General features: G+C 70.2%; 13 protein-coding genes. 12 read left to right on the top strand and 1 reads right to left on the bottom strand.

Annotated features, from left to right (window positions below; all coding sequences use genetic code 11):
- The first annotated feature begins 61 nt into the window (after window positions 1-61).
- The 10 genes from ACH34Q_RS20205 (at window position 62) to ACH34Q_RS20160 (ending at window position 17,570) form a co-directional block, all read left to right on the top strand.
- On the top strand, window positions 62-379 hold the full coding sequence (locus tag ACH34Q_RS20205) for an L-rhamnose mutarotase (protein WP_395984532.1): 318 nt from the start codon (window positions 62-64) through the stop codon (window positions 377-379).
- Between the two features lie 19 nt (window positions 380-398).
- A complete protein-coding gene (gene rhaI / locus ACH34Q_RS20200) occupies window positions 399-1,580 on the top strand; it encodes an L-rhamnose isomerase (RefSeq protein WP_395984526.1) in 1,182 nt (393 codons plus the stop codon).
- Between the two features lie 65 nt (window positions 1,581-1,645).
- The gene (locus ACH34Q_RS20195; RefSeq protein ID WP_395984525.1) at window positions 1,646-3,697 is read left to right on the top strand and encodes a bifunctional aldolase/short-chain dehydrogenase; all 2,052 of its coding nucleotides are present in this window, start codon (window positions 1,646-1,648) and stop codon (window positions 3,695-3,697) included.
- Between the two features lie 30 nt (window positions 3,698-3,727).
- Window positions 3,728-5,134 (top strand): arabinose isomerase, encoded by a 1,407-nt coding sequence (locus ACH34Q_RS20190; protein ID WP_395984524.1) that lies wholly within the window; start codon window positions 3,728-3,730, stop codon window positions 5,132-5,134.
- A gap of 237 nt (window positions 5,135-5,371) precedes the next feature.
- Window positions 5,372-8,365 (top strand): family 78 glycoside hydrolase catalytic domain, encoded by a 2,994-nt coding sequence (locus ACH34Q_RS20185; RefSeq protein ID WP_395984523.1) that lies wholly within the window; start codon window positions 5,372-5,374, stop codon window positions 8,363-8,365.
- A gap of 145 nt (window positions 8,366-8,510) precedes the next feature.
- The gene (locus ACH34Q_RS20180; RefSeq protein ID WP_395984522.1) at window positions 8,511-11,498 is read left to right on the top strand and encodes a glycosyl hydrolase; all 2,988 of its coding nucleotides are present in this window, start codon (window positions 8,511-8,513) and stop codon (window positions 11,496-11,498) included.
- A 396-nt stretch (window positions 11,499-11,894) separates the two neighbouring features.
- Window positions 11,895-13,103 (top strand): RNA-guided endonuclease InsQ/TnpB family protein, encoded by a 1,209-nt coding sequence (locus tag ACH34Q_RS20175; protein ID WP_395984521.1) that lies wholly within the window; start codon window positions 11,895-11,897, stop codon window positions 13,101-13,103.
- A 41-nt stretch (window positions 13,104-13,144) separates the two neighbouring features.
- Window positions 13,145-13,642, top strand: a complete 498-nt coding sequence (locus ACH34Q_RS20170) for an alpha-L-rhamnosidase C-terminal domain-containing protein (protein WP_395984520.1) — start codon at window positions 13,145-13,147, stop codon at window positions 13,640-13,642.
- Between the two features lie 50 nt (window positions 13,643-13,692).
- Window positions 13,693-16,836: a family 78 glycoside hydrolase catalytic domain gene (locus ACH34Q_RS20165; RefSeq protein WP_395984519.1), complete on the top strand. Its 3,144-nt coding sequence runs from the start codon at window positions 13,693-13,695 to the stop codon at window positions 16,834-16,836.
- Window positions 16,837-16,901: 65 nt separating this feature from the next.
- Entirely contained in the window at window positions 16,902-17,570 is a 669-nt protein-coding gene (locus ACH34Q_RS20160; protein WP_395984518.1) for a dienelactone hydrolase family protein, read from the top strand.
- 13 nt (window positions 17,571-17,583) lie between these two features.
- On the opposite strand, the gene ACH34Q_RS20155 is transcribed toward ACH34Q_RS20160, so the two are convergent.
- Complete coding sequence (locus ACH34Q_RS20155; protein WP_395984517.1) at window positions 17,584-18,267, bottom strand: TetR/AcrR family transcriptional regulator; 684 nt, start codon at window positions 18,265-18,267, stop codon at window positions 17,584-17,586.
- Between the two features lie 121 nt (window positions 18,268-18,388).
- On the opposite strand from ACH34Q_RS20155, the gene ACH34Q_RS20150 reads away from it, so the two are divergent.
- A complete protein-coding gene (locus ACH34Q_RS20150) occupies window positions 18,389-18,847 on the top strand; it encodes a nitroreductase/quinone reductase family protein (RefSeq protein WP_395984516.1) in 459 nt (152 codons plus the stop codon).
- Between the two features lie 129 nt (window positions 18,848-18,976).
- A complete protein-coding gene (locus ACH34Q_RS20145) occupies window positions 18,977-19,828 on the top strand; it encodes an aldo/keto reductase (RefSeq protein WP_395984515.1) in 852 nt (283 codons plus the stop codon).
- Window positions 19,829-19,866 lie beyond the last annotated feature (38 nt).

Below are 19,866 nucleotides of genomic sequence, written 5' to 3'. Positions count from 1 at the left end.
AGTCCTTCCGGAGCTCCCGGTCACGGCCGGGGCAGGCGGGCCACACCAGAGGGAGATCCTCGTGAAGCGCGTCTGCTTCCTGCTCAAGGTGCGCCCGGAGCGTCTGGCGGAGTACCGCGAACGGCACGCGGAGGTCTGGCCGGACATGCTGTCCGCCCTCCGCGACAGCGGATGGCACAACTACTCGCTCTTCCTGCGCGACGACGGGCTGCTGGTCGGCTACCTGGAGACCCGCGACTTCGAGGCCGCGCAGGCCGCGATGGCGAGGACCGAGGTCAACGCGCGCTGGCAGGCCGAGATGGCGCCCTTCTTCGAGGACCTCGACGGCCGCCCCGACGAGGGGATGTGGCCGCTGACCGAGGTCTTCCACCTGGACTAGAGGATCGGAGAGACACACCGTGACCGACATCAGCACGGCGCCTTCCACCACCGCGAAGGACGCCCTGCGGCGCCAGCACATCGAGACCCCGTCGTGGGCGTACGGCAACTCCGGCACCCGGTTCAAGGTGTTCGCGCAGCGCGGCGTGCCGCGTACCCCGCAGGAGAAGATCGACGACGCCGCCCAGGTGCACCGCTACACCGGGGTCGCCCCCACCGTCGCGCTGCACATTCCGTGGGACACCGTGGACGACTACACGGCGCTGGCCGCGTACGCCAAGGAGCGCGGCGTCCAGGTCGGCGCCATCAACACCAACGTGTTCCAGGACGACGACTACATGCTCGGCAGCGTCACCAACCCCGACCCGGCGATCCGCCGCAAGGCGCTGGGCCACCTGCTGGAATGCGTCGACATCATGGACGCCACCGGCTCGCGCGACCTGAAGCTGTGGTTCTCCGACGGCACCAACTACCCCGGCCAGGACGACATCAGGGCCCGCCAGGGCCGGATGGAGGAGGCCCTGTCGGCGGTGTACGAGCGGCTCGGCGACGACCAGCGGTTCCTGCTGGAGTACAAGCTGTTCGAGCCGGCGTTCTACGCCACCGACCTGCCGGACTGGGGCACCTCGTACGCGCACTGCCTGAAGCTGGGCCCCAAGGCGCAGGTGGTCGTGGACACCGGGCACCACGCCCCGGGCACCAACATCGAGTTCATCGTGGCGTTCCTGCTGCGCGAGGGGAAGCTCGGCGGCTTCGACTTCAACTCCCGCTTCTACGCCGACGACGACCTGATGGTGGGCGCGGCCGACCCGTTCCAGCTGTTCCGGATCATGCACGAGGTCGTCCAGGGCGGCGGCTACGCCCCGGAAACGGGCGTGGCCTTCATGCTCGACCAGTGCCACAACATCGAGCCCAAGATCCAGGGCCAGATCCGCTCGGTGATGAACGTCCAGGAGGCCACCGCCAAGGCGCTGCTGATGGACGTCGAGGCCCTGCGCGCCGCGCAGGCCTCCGGTGACGTTCTCGGCGCCAACGCGGTGTACATGGACGCCTACAACACCGACGTCAGGCCGCTGCTGGCCGAACTGCGCGAGGAGATGGGCCTGCACAAGGACCCGATCGCCGCCTACGTCGCCTCCGGCTACTTCGAGAAAATCGCCGAGGAGCGCACGGGGGGCCAGGCCGCCGGCTGGGGCGCCTGAACGTACCCCGCCCCGCTGGGCCCGCCCGCTCGCCCGCAGAGAGTACGCACGCAAGGAGATATCTGATGACCGCCACTCCGCCCGAGGTGGAGCAGCTGCTGGAGCGGGCCCACACCCTGGGCTCGGACCCGCGCAACACCAACTACGCGGGCGGCAACGCCTCGGCCAAGGGCAACGTCACCGATCCCGTGACCGCCCAGGACATCGAACTGATGTGGGTCAAGGGCTCGGGCGGCGACCTCGGAACGCTCACCGAGGCCGGGCTGGCCGTGCTGCGGCTGGACCGGATGCGCGCGCTCGTGGACGTCTACCCGGGCGTCGAGCGCGAGGACGAGATGGTCGCCGCGTTCGACTACTGCCTCTTCGGACGCACCGGCAGTGCTCCGTCCATTGACACCGCCATGCACGGCTTGGTGGACGCACCGCACGTCGACCACCTGCACCCCGACTCCGGCATCGCGATCGCGACCGCCGCCGACGGGGAGGAGCTGACCCGCCGGATCTTCGGCGACCGGGTGGCGTGGGTGGCGTGGCGGCGGCCCGGGTTCCAGCTCGGTCTGGACATCGCGGCGATCAAGAAGGACAACCCGCAGGCGATCGGCGTGATCCTCGGTGGCCACGGCATCACCGCCTGGGGGGACACCTCCGCGGAGTGCCAGGCCAACGCGCTGGACATCATCCGTACCGCCGAGGCCTACATCGCCGAGCACGGCAGGCCCGACCCGTTCGGCGGGGTCGTGCACGCGGCGCTGCCCGAGGTGGAGCGGCACGCCCGCGCCGCCGCGCTGTTCCCGCTGGTACGGGGCCTGGCCTCGACCGACCGCCCGCAGGTCGGCCACTACACCGACAGCCCCGAGGTGCTCGACTTCCTGTCCCGCGCCGAGCACCCCCGGCTGGCGGCGCTGGGCACCTCCTGCCCGGACCACTTCCTGCGGACGAAGGTCGCGCCGCTGGTGCTCGACCTGGCACCGGACGCGCCACTGGAGGACGTGGCGGCCCGGCTGCGCGAGCTGCACGCCGCGTACCGCGAGGAGTACGCGGCCTACTACGAGCGCAACGCCGACGAGAACTCCCCGGCGATGCGCGGCGCCGACCCGGCGATCGTGCTCGTCCCGGGCGTCGGCATGTTCAGCTTCGGCGCCAACAAGCAGACCGCGCGGGTCGCGGGCGAGTTCTACGTCAACGCCATCAACGTGATGCGCGGGGCCGAGGCGCTGTCCACCTACGCCCCCATCGACGAGTCGGAGAAGTTCCGGATCGAGTACTGGGACCTGGAGGAGGCCAAGCTCCGCCGGATGCCCAAGCCGAAGCCGCTGGCCACCCGCGTCGCGCTGGTCACCGGCGGCGGCTCGGGCATCGGCGCCGCCACCGCCCGCCGGCTGGCCGCCGAGGGCGCCTGCGTGGTCGTGGCCGACCGCGACGTGGCGGCCGCCGAGAAGGTCGCCGCCGAACTGGGCGCGGCCGCGCTGCGCGAGTCCGACATCGCCGTGGCGGTCGCGGTGGACGTGACCGACGAGGAGCAGATCGCCGCCGCCGTACGGGCCGGGGTGCTGGCCTTCGGCGGGGTCGACCTGGTCGTCAACAACGCAGGCCTGTCGATCTCCAAGCCGCTGCTGGACACCACCGCCGCCGACTGGGACCTGCAGCACGACGTGATGGCGCGCGGCTCGTTCCTGGTCTCCCGGGAGACCGCCCGCGTCATGATCGACCAGGCGATGGGCGGCGACATCGTCTACATCTCCTCCAAGAACGCCGTGTTCGCCGGGCCCAACAACGTCGCGTACGGGGCGACCAAGGCCGACCAGGCGCACCAGGTGCGGCTGCTGGCCGCCGAGCTGGGCGGGCACGGCATCAAGGTCAACGGCATCAACCCCGACGGCGTCGTCCGCGGCTCGGGCATCTTCGCCGGCGGCTGGGGCGCCAAGCGCGCCGCCGTGTACGGCGTGGAGGAGGAGAAGCTCGGCGAGTTCTACGCCCAGCGGACGCTGCTCAAGCGCGAGGTGCTGCCCGAGAACGTCGCCGCCGCCGTCTTCGCCCTCGCCGGCGGGGACCTGACCCACACGACCGGGCTGCACATCCCGGTGGACGCGGGCGTGGCCGCCGCGTTCCTGCGCTGATCCCCGACGGCCGTCGGTGAGAGGAGAGTCATGAACCAACCGCGTGTGCGGGTCGGGCTGGTGGCCGGTGGGCTGGGCGCCTACTGGCCGCAGTTCCCCGACCTCCTGCCGCAGTTGCGGCGCTCGGCCGAGCGCGTGTCGGAACGGATGCGCGGGCTCGGCGCCGAGGTGGTCGACGTCGGGTTCATCTCCGACGCCGAGGAGGGGGCGGCCGCGGCCGAGAAGCTGCGCGTCGCCGGCTGCGACATCATCGTCGGCTTCCTCACCACCTACATGACCGCGACCATGCTCGTGCCGATCGCGCAGCGGTCCGGCGCGCCGGTGCTGCTGATCAACCTCCAGCCGACCGAGTCGATGGACCACGAGAGCTTCGACACCGGCCAGTGGCTGGCCTACTGCGGCGCGTGCCCGCTGCCGGAGATGGCCAACGCGTTCCAGCGCTGCGGGATCCCGTTCCGCTCGGTGTCGGGCTACCTGGAGGACGAGCGCGCCTGGACCCGGATCGGCCGCTGGGTACGGGCCGCCGGTGTACGGGCCGCGCTGCGCACCGGCCGGCACGGCCTGATGGGGCACCTGTACCCCGGCATGATGGACGTCGCCACCGACCTGACACTGGTCAGCGCCAACTTCGGCGGCCATGTCGAGGTCCTGGAGTTCGACGACCTGCGGGTCCGGGTGGAGAAGGTCACCGACGCCGAGGCCAAGGCCAAGGTGGACGAGGCCACGGACACGTTCGAGCTGGCCGACTCGGTGAACCAGGACGACCTGGCCTGGGCGGCACGCGTCGCCGTCGGCCTGGACCGGCTGGTGGACGACTTCGGGCTCGACAGCCTGGCGTACTACCACCGCGGACTGGACGGCGAGATCCACGAGCGGCTGGGCGCCGGGATGATCCTCGGCGCCTCGCTGCTGACGGCCCGCGGCATCCCCGCGGCGGGCGAGTACGAGCTGCGCACCTCCCTCGCCATGCTGATCGCCGACCGGCTCGGCGCGGGCGGCTCGTTCACCGAGCTGCAGGCACTGGACTTTCGCCGCGGCCATGTGGAGATGGGGCACGACGGCCCCGCCCACCTGGCCATCAGCGCCCGCAAGCCGCTGCTGCGCGGGCTCGGCGTCTACCACGGCAAGCGCGGGTACGGCGTGTCGGTCGAGTTCGACGTCAAGCACGGGCCGGTCACCGCGTTCGGGCTCATCCAGCGGCGCGACGGGCGCTTCGCGTTCGTGGCGTCCGAGGGCGAGACCGTCGAGGGCCCGCTGCTGCGGATCGGCAACACCACCTCGCGTGTGGACTTCGGCTGCGACCCGGGTGAATGGGTCGACGCCTGGAGCGCCACCGGAATCTCCCACCACTGGGCCCTCGGCACCGGTCACCGGATCGCCGACCTGAGATCTCTGGCCGACCTGATGGACCTCGAACTGGTGGAGGTCCGTCCCTAACCGCACGACCGGAAAAGTGTGATCGGGGGATCCCACCTGAGGTGCCGGTAGCAGGGCCCCGGCCACGCGCGTGCCGCGCGCGTGGCCGCGGGCTCGGTTCGCCGTGCCTGAAACCGGAGGTAGCCCATGCGGCTAACACCGTCCAGACGCTCTGCCTTCCTCGTCCTCCCAGCAGCCCTTGTCCTGGCCGTCACCGCCGGCGGCGTCGCCCCGGCAGTGGCGGCGCCGGGCGGGGGCATGCGCGTCGGTACCACCACTCCCGAGTACGGCGAGCACCCGCTCGGTGTCGACGATCCGCGTCCACGGCTCAGCTGGCAGCTCGCGGCATCCGGCCGCGAGCAGTCCCAGTCGGCGTACGAGCTGCGGGTGGCGTCCAGCCCGTCCAAGCTCGCCACCGGCGACGTCTGGAACAGCGGGAAGGTCGCCTCCGCCCAGTCGGTGCTCGTCCCGTACGCCGGGCCCGCACTCCAGGCCCGTACCCGCTACCACTGGACGGTCCGCGTCTGGGACGCCTCGGGCCGCGCCTCGAAGTGGAGCAAGCCGACCTGGTGGGAGACCGGCCTGCTCGACGGCAGGACGCTGGGCGGCCAGTGGATCGGGCACGACTCCCCGCTGCCCAAGCCGACCTCCTTCACCGGCCAGAACGACCCGTCCCAGCTCCAGGAGGGCACCACCCAGGGGCAGACGTTCACCGCCGACAGCCCGGTCACCGCGGTGTCGATCGCGATGCCGACCTGGAACACCTCCGACGCGGACGTGACCGTCGCCCTCTACAAGGGAGGCCCCGGCGGCGAGCTGCTGGTGAAGCGCCGCGTGGAGAACCACCCCGACAACGCCGAGGCCGCGCTCACCCTGGAAGAGCCCGCGCCGGCCGGGACGTACTACGTCGAGCAGTCCGAGCCGTCCGGCCAGATCGGCTGGTGGGGCCACACGGGCGGCGGGTACGACCACGGCCAGGCCTACAAGGACGGCAAGCCGGTGAACGGGGACCGGCGGTTCTCGTTCACGACCGCCACCTCCGGACCCGACGGGCTGACCTCGCAGCTCCGCAAGGACTTCCGGGTCGGCAAGAAGATCGCCAAGGCGCGGCTGTACTCCACCGCGCTCGGCGTCTACACCCCCGAGATCAACGGCCGTAAGGTCGGCGACCACGAGCTGGCCCCCGGCTGGACCGACTACAACAAGCGCGTGCAGTACCAGACGTACGACGTCACCAAGATGCTGCGCAAGGGCGGCAACGCCATCGGCGCCACCCTCTCGTCGGGCTGGTACGCCGGGCACATCGCCATCTTCGGCCCCGCCCAGTACGGCGAGCGCCCCTGGCTGCGCGCCCAGCTCCAGATCGACTACACCGACGGCACGTCCGAGAAGATCGTCACCGACCCGAGCTGGCGCAGTGCCACCGGGCCGGTCCAGTCCGCCGACCTGCTGATGGGCGAGGCGTACGACGCCCGCAAGCAGACCCCGGGCTGGAGCCGCGCCGGCTTCGACGCCGCGGCCTGGAAGCAGGTCATCGTCAACGACAAGGCCGACCCGCTCCCGGTCGCCCAGCCCGACGCGCCGACGAAGGTCGAGCAGGAGCTCAGGGCCGTCAAGATCACCAGCCCGGAGAAGGGCGTGCACATCTACGACCTCGGCCAGAACATGGTCGGCGCCGTACGGCTGCGCGTCTCCGGCGAGGCCGGCCAGAAGATCACGCTCCGGCACGGCGAGGAGCTCAAGCAGGACGGCACCCTCTACACCGGCAACCTCCGTACCGCCAAGGCCACCGACACCTACACGCTCAAGGGCGACGGCACCGAGACGTACGAGCCCCGCTACACCTTCCACGGCTTCCGGTACGTGGAGGTCACCGGACTCACCGGGACGCCGAGCCTGGACGCGATCACCGGGCGGGTCATGCACACCGCCGAGCCGATGACGATGGCGTTCAAGACCGACTCGCCGATGCTCAACCAGCTGCACAGCAACATCACCTGGGGCCAGCGCGGCAACTTCCTGACCATCCCCACCGACACCCCGGCCCGCGACGAGCGGATGGGCTGGTCCGGTGACATCAACGTCTTCTCCCGTACGGCCACCTACAACATGGAGTCGGGCCGCTTCCTGAGCAAGTGGATGCAGGACATGCGGGACGGGCAGTCCAGCGACGGGGCGTTCCCGGACGTCGCGCCGAAGGTCGGCTTCATCGGCGGCGGCGCCGCCGGCTGGGGCGACGCGGGCGTGACCGTCCCGTGGAACCTCTACCAGGCGTACGGCGACCGGCAGGTACTGGAGCAGAACTACGCCGGCATGCAGAAGTGGATCACCTACCTGGAGAACAACAGCAACGGGCTGCTGCGCCCCGACTCCGGGTACGGCGACTGGCTCAACGTCAACGACGAGACGCCCAAGGACGTCATCGGCACCGCCTACTTCGCCTACGCGAGCACCACGGTCGCCAAGGTCGCCCGCACCCTGGGCAAGGAGGACGACGCCAAGCGCTACGACGACCTCGCCGCACGCGTCTCCGCCGCGTTCACCAAGGCCTACGTCACCCAGGACGGCGCGCGCGTCAAGGGCGACACCCAGACCGCCTACGTCCTGGCCCTGTCGTTCGGCCTGCTGCCCGAGCCCGCCCGCAAGCCGGCCGCCGACCGCCTGGTCGAACTCCTCAAGGCCCGCGACTGGCACCTGTCCACCGGCTTCCTGGGCACGCCCGAGCTGCTGCCCGTTCTCACCCAGACCGGTCACAACGACGTCGCGTACCGGCTGGTCAACCAGCGGACGTTCCCGTCGTGGGGCTACCAGATCGACAAGGGCGCGACCACGATGTGGGAGCGCTGGGACTCCATCAAGCCCGACGGCACCTACCAGGACGAGGGCATGAACTCGTTCAACCACTACGCCTACGGCGCCGTGGGGGAGTGGATGTACGAGAACATCACCGGCATCGCCGCCGGTGAGCCCGGCTACAAGAAGATCACCATCCGCCCGCGTCCCGGCGGCGACGTCGACCGCGCCGGCGGCGAGTACGACTCCGTCTACGGCCCGATCACGACGAAGTGGTCGGTCAAGGGCGACCGGTTCGACCTGTCCGTGTCCGTCCCGGTGAACACCACCGCCGAGGTCTGGGTCCCGGCCGGTTCCGCCTCCGAGGTGTCGCAGAACGGCGCCAGGTTCCTGCGCATGGACGACGGTGCCGCCGTCTTCAGCGTCGGCTCCGGGTCGTACCGCTTCACCACTGGCTGACACTCCCTGACGCGGTGGGAGGGCGTCCCCGCCCGCCCTCCCACCGCCTCGGCGCGGCCCCGGCTGACGACCGGCTCCGGCCGCGCGACCTTCCACGAGCACACTCCGCCCACTAGCAATCCGCACGATTCAGGAGAACCACACGATGAACGACGACCGCAACGAGCAGGACGGGGTCTCGCGCCGGCGCGCGCTGCAGATCGGCACCGCCGCCGGAGCCGGGGCCGTGCTGGCCTCCGCCCTGCCGTCGGGGGGCGCGGCGGTCGCCCATGCCGCCGGGCCGGGGTCCTTCAAGGCGGGCGGGTTCGCCCGTCCGGAGGCCTCGGTACGGCCCCGCTTCCGGTGGTGGTGGCCGGACGGGCATGTGACGCCGGCCGAGATCCGGCGGGAGATCGACCAGATCGCCGACGCCGGCTTCGGCGGCGCGGAGATCGTCGCGGTGCACCACAGCATCCGCGACAAGTCGGTCCTGGACCCCGCGAACCACGGCTGGGGCACCCCGGCCTGGAACGCGGGCGTCGAGGCCGCGCTCGACCAGGCCCGCAAGCGCGGCATCACGGTCGACCTCACCATCGGCCCGGCCTGGCCGGCCGCCGTGCCCAGCATCACCCAGGACAGCGCCGCCGCCGTTCAGGAACTCGCGTACGGCACCGTCACCATCGCGGGCGGCGCGGCGCACGACGGGCCCGTCCCGGAGCCGGCCGTCGAGCCGGAGGAGGGCGTCGAGGCCCGGCACCTGGTCGCGGTGCACGCCGTACGGCTCGACGCCGCCAACACCACCCGCAAGGAGATCGGGCTCGCGCGCGACTCGTTCCAGGACCTCACCGCCAAGGTGAAGGACGAGCGGGTCCAGTGGACCGCGCCCGAGGGCGGCGAATGGGTGCTGCTGTCGTACTGGCGGCGCGGCAGCGGCCAGCTCCCCGAGTCCGGGCCGCACAGCGCCCCGGAGTCGGTGGTCGTCGACCACTTCAGCCGCGCCGGTACGAAGGCGGTCACCGACTTCTGGGAGGAGCGGCTGCTCACCCCGAAGATCCGGCGGCTGATCCGGCAGGCGGGCGGGGCGCTGTTCGAGGACTCGATCGAGCTGGAGACCCAGTCCCTCAACTGGACCCCGGACCTGCCCGCCGAGTTCGAGAAGCGCCGCGGCTACCCGCTGTGGCCGTACCTGCCGGTGATCGTCCGCAACGACGAGAACCCCGTGTACGCGTACGAGGCGTCCGTGACGAGCCACGTGCGGCACGACTTCTGGCTCACGGTGTCCGACCTGTTCAACGAGCACCATTTCGCGGCGCTCGCCAAGTGGGCGCACTCGCTGGGGCTGGAGTACCGGGCGCAGCCGTACGGCCTGGAGACCGACGCCATCCAGACCGCCGCCATCATCGACATCCCGGAGGGGGAGTCGCTCGGGTTCAAGAACCTGGACGACTACCGGGCACTGGCGGGCGGCCGTGACATGGGCGGCCGCAAGGTGCTGTCGTCCGAGGCGGGCGCCTACCAGGGCGGCGCGTACAACACCACTTGGGACAAGTTCCTGCGCACCATGGGCGGGGCCTATGCGGCGGGTCTCAACATGACCGTCCTGCACGGCTTCTCCTACGCCACCGCACCGGGCGTCGTATGGCCCGGCTTCGCGGGCTTCACCCCGTACAACGGCGGCATCGGCTTCTCCGAGTCGTGGGGACCGCGCCACCCCACGTGGCGGCACGTCGCGGACGTCTCCACGTACCTGGCGCGCGTCCACCAGGTCATGCAGGCGGGCACCAACCGCATCGACGTCGCCGTCTTCCGCCAGAAGGGCTACACCAAGACGGGGTCGGGCGCGGGCTGGTTCACCGCGAAGGGCGTGCCGCTCGGCTGGACGCACCAGTTCGTCAGCGCTCCCATCCTGGAACTGCGCAGCGCCACCGTTTCCGGGGGGCGCCTCAATGCGGGCGGTCCCGCGTACAAGGTGCTGTTCGTCGAGGGTGACCGCTTCTCCGGCAAGGAATGCACGCTGCCGCTCGCAACGGCGGAACGGCTCCTGGCCTTCACGAAGAAGGGCCTGCCGCTGGTCTTCCTCGGTGACTGGTCGGTGGCGACCGTTCCGGGCGTCGCCAAGGACGGGGAGAACGAGAAGCTCCGTTCGATCCTGACCCAGGTCTTCGCGCAGCCCAAGGTGCGCGCCGTCGCGACCGAGGACGAGGTGCCAGGGGCGCTCGAGGCCCTGGGCGTACGGCCCGACGTCCGGTACGGGACCGGCTCGACCCTGCTCAACGCCCGCCGCATCGACGACGGGGTGGACTACTACTACCTCTGCAACGGCCAGCACGCCGACAGGGTCAAGCCTCCGGTCGCGGCCATCGACCACGAGATCACGCTGACCCGTACCGGCGGGAAGTCGATCCCCTACCGCCTCGACCCCTGGACGGGCGAGGTCGAGCCGATCGCCCTCTACACGGCGGACGGTGACCAGGTCACGGTACGGGTGGCCCTGCAGCCGAGCGAGTCGGCCGTCATCGCCCTGGCCTCGGGGCGCGCCCCGTACGCCACCAAGAGCGAGGCCGCCGAGGTCCGTCCCGCCAACGGCAACCGCCTGACGATCCGCGACACCCGGCCGGGCACGTACACCACCACGCTGCCCGGGGGCCGCACCGCCCAGGCCACGATCGGGGAGCTGCCCGCCGCCCTGACCCTCACCGAATGGCGCCTCCAGGCCGAGGACTTCGGCCCCGGCAAGACCCCGGCCGAGACGACGACCACCCGCCACGACCTGACCCTGGACGAGCTCAAGCCCTGGCCGCAGATCGCCGAACTGGCCGACGCCTCCGGCATCGGCCGCTACACGGCCACGGTCGAGCTGGGCAAGGAGTGGCCGGGCGCCTACCTGGAACTGGGCGAGGTCTTCGACACCTGCCGGGTCACGATCAACGGCCGCCGGCTGCCGCCGGTCGACGTGATCAACCCGGTCGTGGACGCGGGCCCGTACCTGCGGCGCGGTACCAACACGATCGAGGTCGAGGTGGCCACCACCCTCAACAACCGGCTGCGGGTGGCCGACCCGGGCGTCTACGGCAACGCCTCCCGGCAGAACTACGGCCTCATCGGCCCGGTCCGCCTGGTCCCGTACGGCGAGGCAGTGATCAAGAGCCACTGAGGCCCGGAACGGAAAGCCCCGAAGAAGAGCGTGTGGGAGGGCGTTTCACCGCCCTCCCACACGCGAATCCCGCATGTGAGGAACCCATGCACAACGGCGTAGCCAGGCGGCTCCGTGGTAGGGCCGCTCTGGCACTGAGCCTGGCGGCGATCACGGTGCAGGCTGAGCGCCATATGCAAGCCCGCAGCGGGGTGAGCGGCCATGTCGGGTCTGAGACGCCCACAACCTCTCCTCGGGAAACAACGATCTCAAACGAGGGGCTTGACCTGCTGGTGCGCGGCTCTCCCACCGTTCAAGATCTGGTCTTCGCAATCAGACAGAGCCAATGGGTAGCGAACATCTCTCTCTGTGCCTGTTCCGCTCCATTGAGTTACCTGGTCGGGGTAGAGTCGGGGTGTGCAGCTCAGGTACAACTTCCGTCTCTATCCGACGCTAGGCCAACAGCGGGCGTTGGCTCGAGCGTTCGGATGCGCAAGGGTGGTGTTCAACGATGGGCTGCGGCTCCGACAGAATGCGTGCGCGGCGGGGCTGCCCTATTTATCAGATGGGGAACTGTCGAAGCTGGTGATCACACTGGCGAAGAAGAAGGCAGACCGGGCGTGGCTCGGGGAAGTCTCGGCAGCGATGCTTCAGCAGGCGCTTGCGGATTTGAACCTGGCATTCCGCAATTTCTTTGCCTCGCTGGCCGGTCAGCGGAAAGGGCCCAGAGTTGCCGCGCCCCGTTTCCGGTCGCGCAAAGATTCTCGACAGGCTATTCGATTCAGCCGCAACTCAAAGTTCAGGGTCACGGATGGTGGAAGACTGCGGCTGCCGAAAATTGGGGATGTTGCGGTGCGCTGGTCGCGGCGGCTGCCGTCAGAGGCGTCATCAGTGACGGTGATCCGCGACGCGGCGGGCCGTTACTTCGCTTCCTTCGTGGTTCTGTCTTCGGCAGAGCCACTCCCGGTCATCGATTGCGATATCGGAATAGACTTGGGGCTCACCCACTTCGCGGTTCTGTCGGATGGACGCAAAGTCACCAATCCTCGGTTCCTGCGTCGTGCGGCCAGGAAACTTCGCAAGGCCCAGCAGGACCTGTCACGCAAACAGAAGGGCAGCAAGAACCGAGCCAAGGCGAAAATGCGCGTCGCACGAGCGCACGTCAAGGTAGCCGACGCGCGCCGCGATTTTGCACACCAGTTGTCCACCGCGTTGCTCCGCGACAACCAAGCGGTCTACGTGGAAAATCTGTGCATTGCGGGTCTTGCGCGCACGAAGTTGGCCAAATCCGTATACGACGCTGGCTGGTCCCAGTTCATCGCGATGCTGGAGTACAAAGCCGAGCGATATGGCCGCACGCTGGTGAAAATCGGCCGGTTCGAGCCTACCTCGCAGACATGCTCGGAGTGCGGGATCAAGGACGGTCCCAAACCTTTAAAAGTCCGGTCGTGGACATGTCCCAGATGCGGTATAACTCACGATCGGGACGTGAACGCGGCACGCAATATTCTGGCGGCCGGACGGGCCGACAGGCTAAACGCCTGTGGAGCGTTGTTGACGGAACATGTTCCGTCACCTCGCTGCGAAGCAGGAACCCACTCCAAGCTCATACCCACACGGGTGTAGCAGGGGAAAATCCCCGTCTTTCGAGGAGGGGAGGGCGTCAAATGCTCAACCACCCCCAGGGCACCAAGAGCACGTTCTGGGAGTCGTTCCGCAACCCCGACGACGGCTGCGTCTTCTGCAGCTCGTACGTCAGCCTCGCGCACGCCTGGGCGACCGGGCCCACCCCGGCCCTGACCTTCTACGTGCTCGGGCTCAACCCGACCGGAGCCGGGGGACGGACGTTCGACTTCGTCCCGCACACCGCCGACCTGACCTTCGCCCAGGGCCGCATCACCACCACCAAGGGACCGGTGGACGCGTCCTGGAAGGTCACCAAGCATGGTGGGTTCAGCGCCCGGCTGACCGCCCCGCGCGGAAGCGAGGGCCGCGCCGGCGTGCCGACCTTCGGCTCGCGGATCAAGGTGTACGTCGACGGCCGGATGGTCTGGGACGGGTCCAAGGCCCGCGGCTACCGGGCCTCGACCGACGGCGAGTACGTCTACCTGCGCGGGCTGCGCGGCAGCCACTCCATCACCAGCGAACGGGCGGGCCACGCGTGACCCCCGGAGCCGTCCGCCGCGCCGAATCCCACCGAGGATCTCTCTTGCGCATGCCTTTGCGCGGCCTCACCGCCGTCGCACTCACCGCGGCCCTGCCGCTGACGGTGCTCGCCGTCCCCTCCGCCCATGCCGATCCCGGACGCGGGGGAGGAGCCACCGGTCTGCGTGCCGCCGACCTCACCGAGGCCCTCGGCATCGAGGACACCACCCCCGCCCTGACCTGGCGGCTCGGCACGTCCGCCCGGAACGTCACGCAGGCGGCGTACCAGGTGCAGGCGGCCACCAGCGAGAGCGGGGTGCGCGGCGGCCGCGCCGACCTGTGGGACACCGGACGGGTCGCGTCCGCCTACCAGCGCGTCGACTACGCGGGCAAGAAGCTCGGCAGCCGCACCCGTGTCCACTGGCGCGTCCGGACCTGGACCGGCGGCAAGGCCTCCGGCTGGTCGAAGCCCGCCTGGTTCGAGACCGGCCTGACCTCGAAGACCGACTGGTCGGGCGGCTGGATCGGGCACCAGGACTGGCAGGTCAAGGACAAGAAGCCCGCACCGATCGTCGTCAAGCTGCCCAGGACCACGGCCCGGTACGTCCGGATCGACGTGTCCGAACTGGGGCTGCCCAAGGTCGAGAACCTGCCCGACCGGACCTGGCGGCTCCAGCTCGCGGAGCTGGAGGTCCGCGACTCCGCCGAGCCCGGTACCAACCTGGCCTCGGGCCGGACGGTCACCTCGTCCGACAACGGCGGCAACGTCAACCGCGTCTGGGCGCCGCGCTACCTGACCGACGGCACCCAGACCACCAACCAGAGCTTCGCCGGATGGTCCAGCTCCGCGTACGAGAAGGCGGACGTCTCCGGCGAGCCGATCGTGCTCACGATCGACCTGAAGGAGGCCAAGGGCTTCGACCAGGTGCTCCTGTACCCGCGCACGGACGAGCCGGTCGAGGACGGCAAGGTGCCGTACGCGCCGGTCGACTTCACCGTGAGCACGGCCGACGCCGTGGACGGACCGTACACGGAGCGGACCGAGGTCGCCGGCCAGGCGCCGCCCGAGTCGCCCGTCCCCGAGGCGCTGCCGATCTTCGCCAAGGACTTCGCGCTGCCGCGCGGCGTGCGCTCGGCCCGCCTCTACGTCAGCGGGCTCGGCGTGTACGAGGCGCGCCTGAACGGCGAGCGGATCGGGGACGCCGAGCTGGAGCCGGCCAACACCGGGTACGCCAAGCGCGTCACGTACGCCACGTACGACGTCACCCGCATGCTGAAGCCGGGCGGCAACACCATCGGGGTGGAGCTGGGCAACGGCATGTCCAACGTGATGTCGACCCCGGACCGCTACCGCAAGTTCGCCGGCACCATCAGCGATCCCAAGCTCATCGCGCAGCTGGAGGTCACGCTCGCCGACGGCAGGACGCGGCGGGTCGCCACCGATCCGAGCTGGCGGACGGCGCTCGGGCCGGTCACGTTCTCCAACTGGTACGGCGGCGAGGACCATGACGCCCGCCGCGAGCGGCCCGGCTGGGACCGTCCCGGCGCGTCGCGTACCGGCTGGGACAGTGCCGTCCCGCTCGCCGGCCCCGGCCCGGACACCGCGCTCAGCGGCCGGACGGCCGAGCCGGTCCGGGTGATCGAGAACCTGCCCGGCAAGAAGATCGGCTCCGGCGACGGCTACCAGGTCTTCGACATCGGCCGCAACATCGCCGGCCGTCCCGAGATCACGATCGACGCCCCGGCGGGCAGCACCGTACGGGTCGTCCCGGCCGAGGCCCTCAGGGACGGCCGTCCGTACCAGTCGATGAGCAACGTCGGCGCGCCGCTCTGGGACGAGTACACGACGCGGAGCACCGGCGCCGAGACCTGGCATCCGCGCTTCGCGTACCACGGCTTCCGCTACCTGGAGGTACGCGGACTGCCCGAGGGCGCCTCCATCCAGGTGCGCGGCCAGGTCATGCACGCCGACAACGATTCCGCCGGGTCGTTCACCTCGTCCAACTCCCTGGTCAACGGCATCCACGGGCTCATCCGCCGCTCGATCGAGGGCAACATGATGAGCGTCTTCACCGACTGCCCCAGCCGCGAGAAGCTCGGCTGGCTGGAGCAGACGCACCTGGTGGGCGACACCCTCGCCGCCAACTACGACGTGCACGCCCAGCTGCGCAAGGTCGTCCAGGACATGGCCGACGCGCAGACCGGGACCGGGCTCGTCCCGTCCACGATCCCCGACTACACGGTGTTGTCCGGCTCCTACCGGGACGACTCCAACTGGGGCGGCGCGTTCGTCGTCGTACCGTGGCAGCTCTACCGCGCGTACGGCGACACCGAGACCATGCGCGCGCACTACCCGGCCATGAAGAAGTACGCCGCGCACCTGGAGGGCCGCGTCACCGGCGGCCTGACCGACTACAGCCTCGGGGACTGGATCACCCCGGACAAGACGTTCCCCAAGACGGTCTCGGCCACCTACGGCTGGTGGCGGGTCAACGAGACCCTCGCCAAGATCGCCACCACGCTCGGCGACACCGATGGGGCGGCCGCGTTCAGGGCCAAGGCCGACCTCAGCGCCAAGGCCCTGTCGGACAAGTACTACGACCGCGAGTCCGGCACGTTCGGCGGCGGCGGACAGGGGGCCGAGGCCATCGCGCTCGACATGGGCGCGGTCCCGGCCGACCAGAAGCAGCGGCTCCTCGACCACCTGGTGTCGAGCATCGAGAAGGCCGGCTGGCACCTGCTGCTCGGTGAGATCTCGCTGCCCTCGGCGTTCCGGGTGCTGTCGGGCAACGGCCGCGACGACGTCGTCTACAAGATCGCCACGCAGACCGACAGCCCCAGCTACGGCTACCAGGTCCTGCAGGGCAACACCGCGCTCGGCGAGATGTGGGACGGCACCAGCGGCCAGTCGCAAAACCACTTCATGCTCGGCTCGATCGACTCCTGGTTCACCTCCCGGCTCGCCGGCATCGACCAGGCGCCGGACTCGACCGGGTTCCGCAAGCTGCTGATCAAGCCCGTGGTCGTGGGCGACCTCACCTCCGCCTCCGGTACCCGGAAGACCCCGTACGGCGAGGTCCGCACGTCCTGGACGAAGAAGGACGGCAAGGTCGAGCTGACCGTGACCGTGCCCCCGGGCAGCACCGCCGAGGTCCACGTCCCCGGCGGTACGGCCCGTACCGTCGGCTCCGGCACCTGGACCTTCACCTCCTGACGGATCCGGCGCGCCCGGGTGGGACGTTCTTGAACGTTCCACCCGGGTTCGCCAAGATCGCTCCCATGGCTTCCCGTCAGAACATGACCTTTCCCGGTGGACACGGATATCTGGCCACCCCGCCCGGCGGCAGCGGCCCCGGCCTCATCGTGATCCAGGAGTGGTGGGGTCTGACCGACCACATCGCCGACGTCACCGACCGCTTCGCGCAGGCCGGGTTCGTCGCCCTGGCCCCCGACCTGTACGGGGGACAGGTCGCGCACGACTCCACGGAGGCCAACCGGATCATGTCCGAGCTGCCTCCCGAGCAGGGGGTGGACCTCCTGTCGGGCGCGGTCGACCACCTGCTGTCCCGGGACGACGTCACCGGCGAGAAGGTCGGTGCGGTCGGCTTCTGCATGGGCGGGGGGTTCGTGCTGCTGCTCGCGGCCAGGGCGGGCGAGAAGATCGGCGCCGCCGTCCCGTTCTACGGCGTCATCCCCGGCGAGATGCCCGGCTTCGGCGACCTCAAGGCCCAGATCATGGGTCACTACGGCGAGGACGACGGATCCGTTCCGCTGGCCTCGCTCGCGGACCTGAAGGCCGCCATCGAGCGCGACTCCGACATCACCCCGACCTTCCACGTCTACCCGGCCGGGCACGCGTTCTTCAACGACAAGGGCCGGTCCCACCACCCCGAGTCGGCCGCCATCGCCTGGGACCGCACGCTGGAGTTCCTGCGCGCCAACCTCTGACCGGCGGCGCGGGTCAGGCGGGCAGGCCCAGGAAGTCGGCCATCCGCTCGACGCTGTGGGCGAAGAACGGGCCGGCCGGGTCCATGGTGTTGTCCAGATGGCCGAACAACTCGAAGCCGACCATGCCGAAGAGCTGGGTCCAGGCGATCGCGGCGCGGACCAGGATCGCCCCCGGCATCTCCGGCGGGAGCTGCCGGGACGTCCTGGCCGCCTGCTCGGCCAGCTCCGGTGACAGCTCGTCGGCCGGTTCGGTGAGGGCGCCCGCCTGCCAGGCGTCCCGTACCAGCGACAGGAGTACGACAGGGACGCGGGAGGCGGGCGCGACGGTCGTCGCCGGGGCCCGGTAGCCGGGCACCGGCGAGCCGTAGACCAGCGCGTACTCGTGCGGGTTCTCGATCGCCCAGTCCCGAACGGCGGTGCAGCAGGCGCGCCAGCGGGCCCGGAAGCCGTCGCCCGCCGCGGCCTCGATCCGCTCGCCGAGCGTGTCGTACGCGTCGATGATCAGTGCGGTGAGCAGGTCGTCGCGGCTCGGGAAGTAGCGGTAGAGGGCCGAGGAGACCATGCCCAGCTCGCGGGCCACCGCGCGCAGCGACAGCCCCTGGGCGCCCGAGGCGCGCAACTGCCGGCGGGCCTCCTCCTTGATCTCTCGCGTCAGTTCGGCCCTGGCGCGTTCGCGCGCGGTACGGCTGGCGTTCATGGCCGCCAGTGTGCCAGATGGCAGATCACCGAACAAATACGAGAGCGCCGCTCTTGCGTGACGGCCGTCCATCGTGCACACTGATCTCAAGCAAGAGCACTGCTCACTAAGGAGACGCCAGATGAACGCCAACGAACGTCCCGCCGGCGAACGCCATGTCGAGAGCAACGGGTTCGATGTCTACTTCAACCGGTTCGTCGGCTTCCTCACCAAGCACGGGATCAGCGTGTTCGGCACCCGCGTGCTGGCGGTCCGGGGCCGTACCAGCGGCGAGTGGCGCACCAATCCGGTCAACCTGCTGACCTACGAGGGCGAGCGCTACCTGGTCGCGGCGCGCGGCCACACCCACTGGGTCCGCAACATCCGCGTCGCGAACGGCGGCGAGCTGCGGCTGGGCCGCAGGATCGAGCCGTTCACCGCCACCGAGCTGACCGACGAGGACAAGCTGCCGATGCTGAGCGCCTACTTCAAGCGGTGGGGCTGGGAGGTCGGCCGCTTCTTCGAGGACCTGCCCAAGAAGCCGACCGACGACCAGCTCGCCGGGGTCGCCCCCAGCGTCCCGATCTTCCGGATCAGCTGAGCCGCCCGCCCCGCCAAGGGTCGATCATGACCGGCGAAAGCGGACCGGCGTTCCGCGCGCCGTCCTCCACCGGCACCTGGACGCCCTCCACGGGCCGCCGGACCAGGCGCCTATTCTGGGAGATGATCAATGAGACGACTTCCACGGGGGGAAATCGTGGCCGTTCCTGACGTCACGCTCAACAACGGTGCCACCATGCCGCAGCTCGGGTTCGGGGTGTTCCAGGTGGCCGACGACGAGGCCGAGCGCGCGGTGACCGCCGCCCTGGAGACGGGCTACCGCAGCATCGACACCGCCCGGATCTACCAGAACGAGCGCGGCACCGGCCGCGCGCTGCGCGGATCCGGGATCGCGCGCGAGGACCTGTTCGTCACCACCAAGCTCTGGAACGACGACCAGGGGTACGACTCGGCGCTGCGCGCGTTCGACGCGAGTCTGGAACGGCTCGGCCTCGACTACGTGGACCTCTACCTCATCCACTGGCCGGCGGCCGCGCGGAACCTCTACCTGGACACCTGGCGGGCCTTCGAGAAGCTGTACGCCGACGGGCGCGCCAAGGCCATCGGGGTCTCCAACTTCACCGTCGAGGCCTTGACGAAGGTCGTCGACGAGGGCGAGGTCGTCCCGGCGGTCAACCAGATCGAGCTGCACCCGTACCTCCAGCAGGAGGAACTGCGGGCACTGGACGCCAGGTACGGCGTTCACACCGAGGCGTGGAGCCCGCTCGGCCAGGGCCAGGGGCTGCTGAGCGACCCCGCGCTGGCGCCGATCGCCGAGGCGCACGGGCGGACCCCGGCGCAGGTGGTGCTGCGCTGGCATCTGCAGCTCGGCAACGTCGTCATCCCCAAGTCGGTGACGCCGTCGCGGATCGCGGAGAACTTCGACGTGTTCGGATTCGAGCTGACGGAACCGGAGATCGCCGCGATCGCGGCGATGGACAGCGGCACCCGCCTCGGCCCGGACCCCGCCACGTTCAGCTGATCCGAACGATCCGCTGATCTCGCGCATCCAACGCCATA

Origin of the sequence: Actinomadura sp. 9N407, assembly GCF_044326315.1 — a bacterium.
GTDB lineage: Bacteria > Actinomycetota > Actinomycetes > Streptosporangiales > Streptosporangiaceae > Spirillospora.
This window is presented reverse-complemented; position numbering and strand designations above follow the sequence as displayed.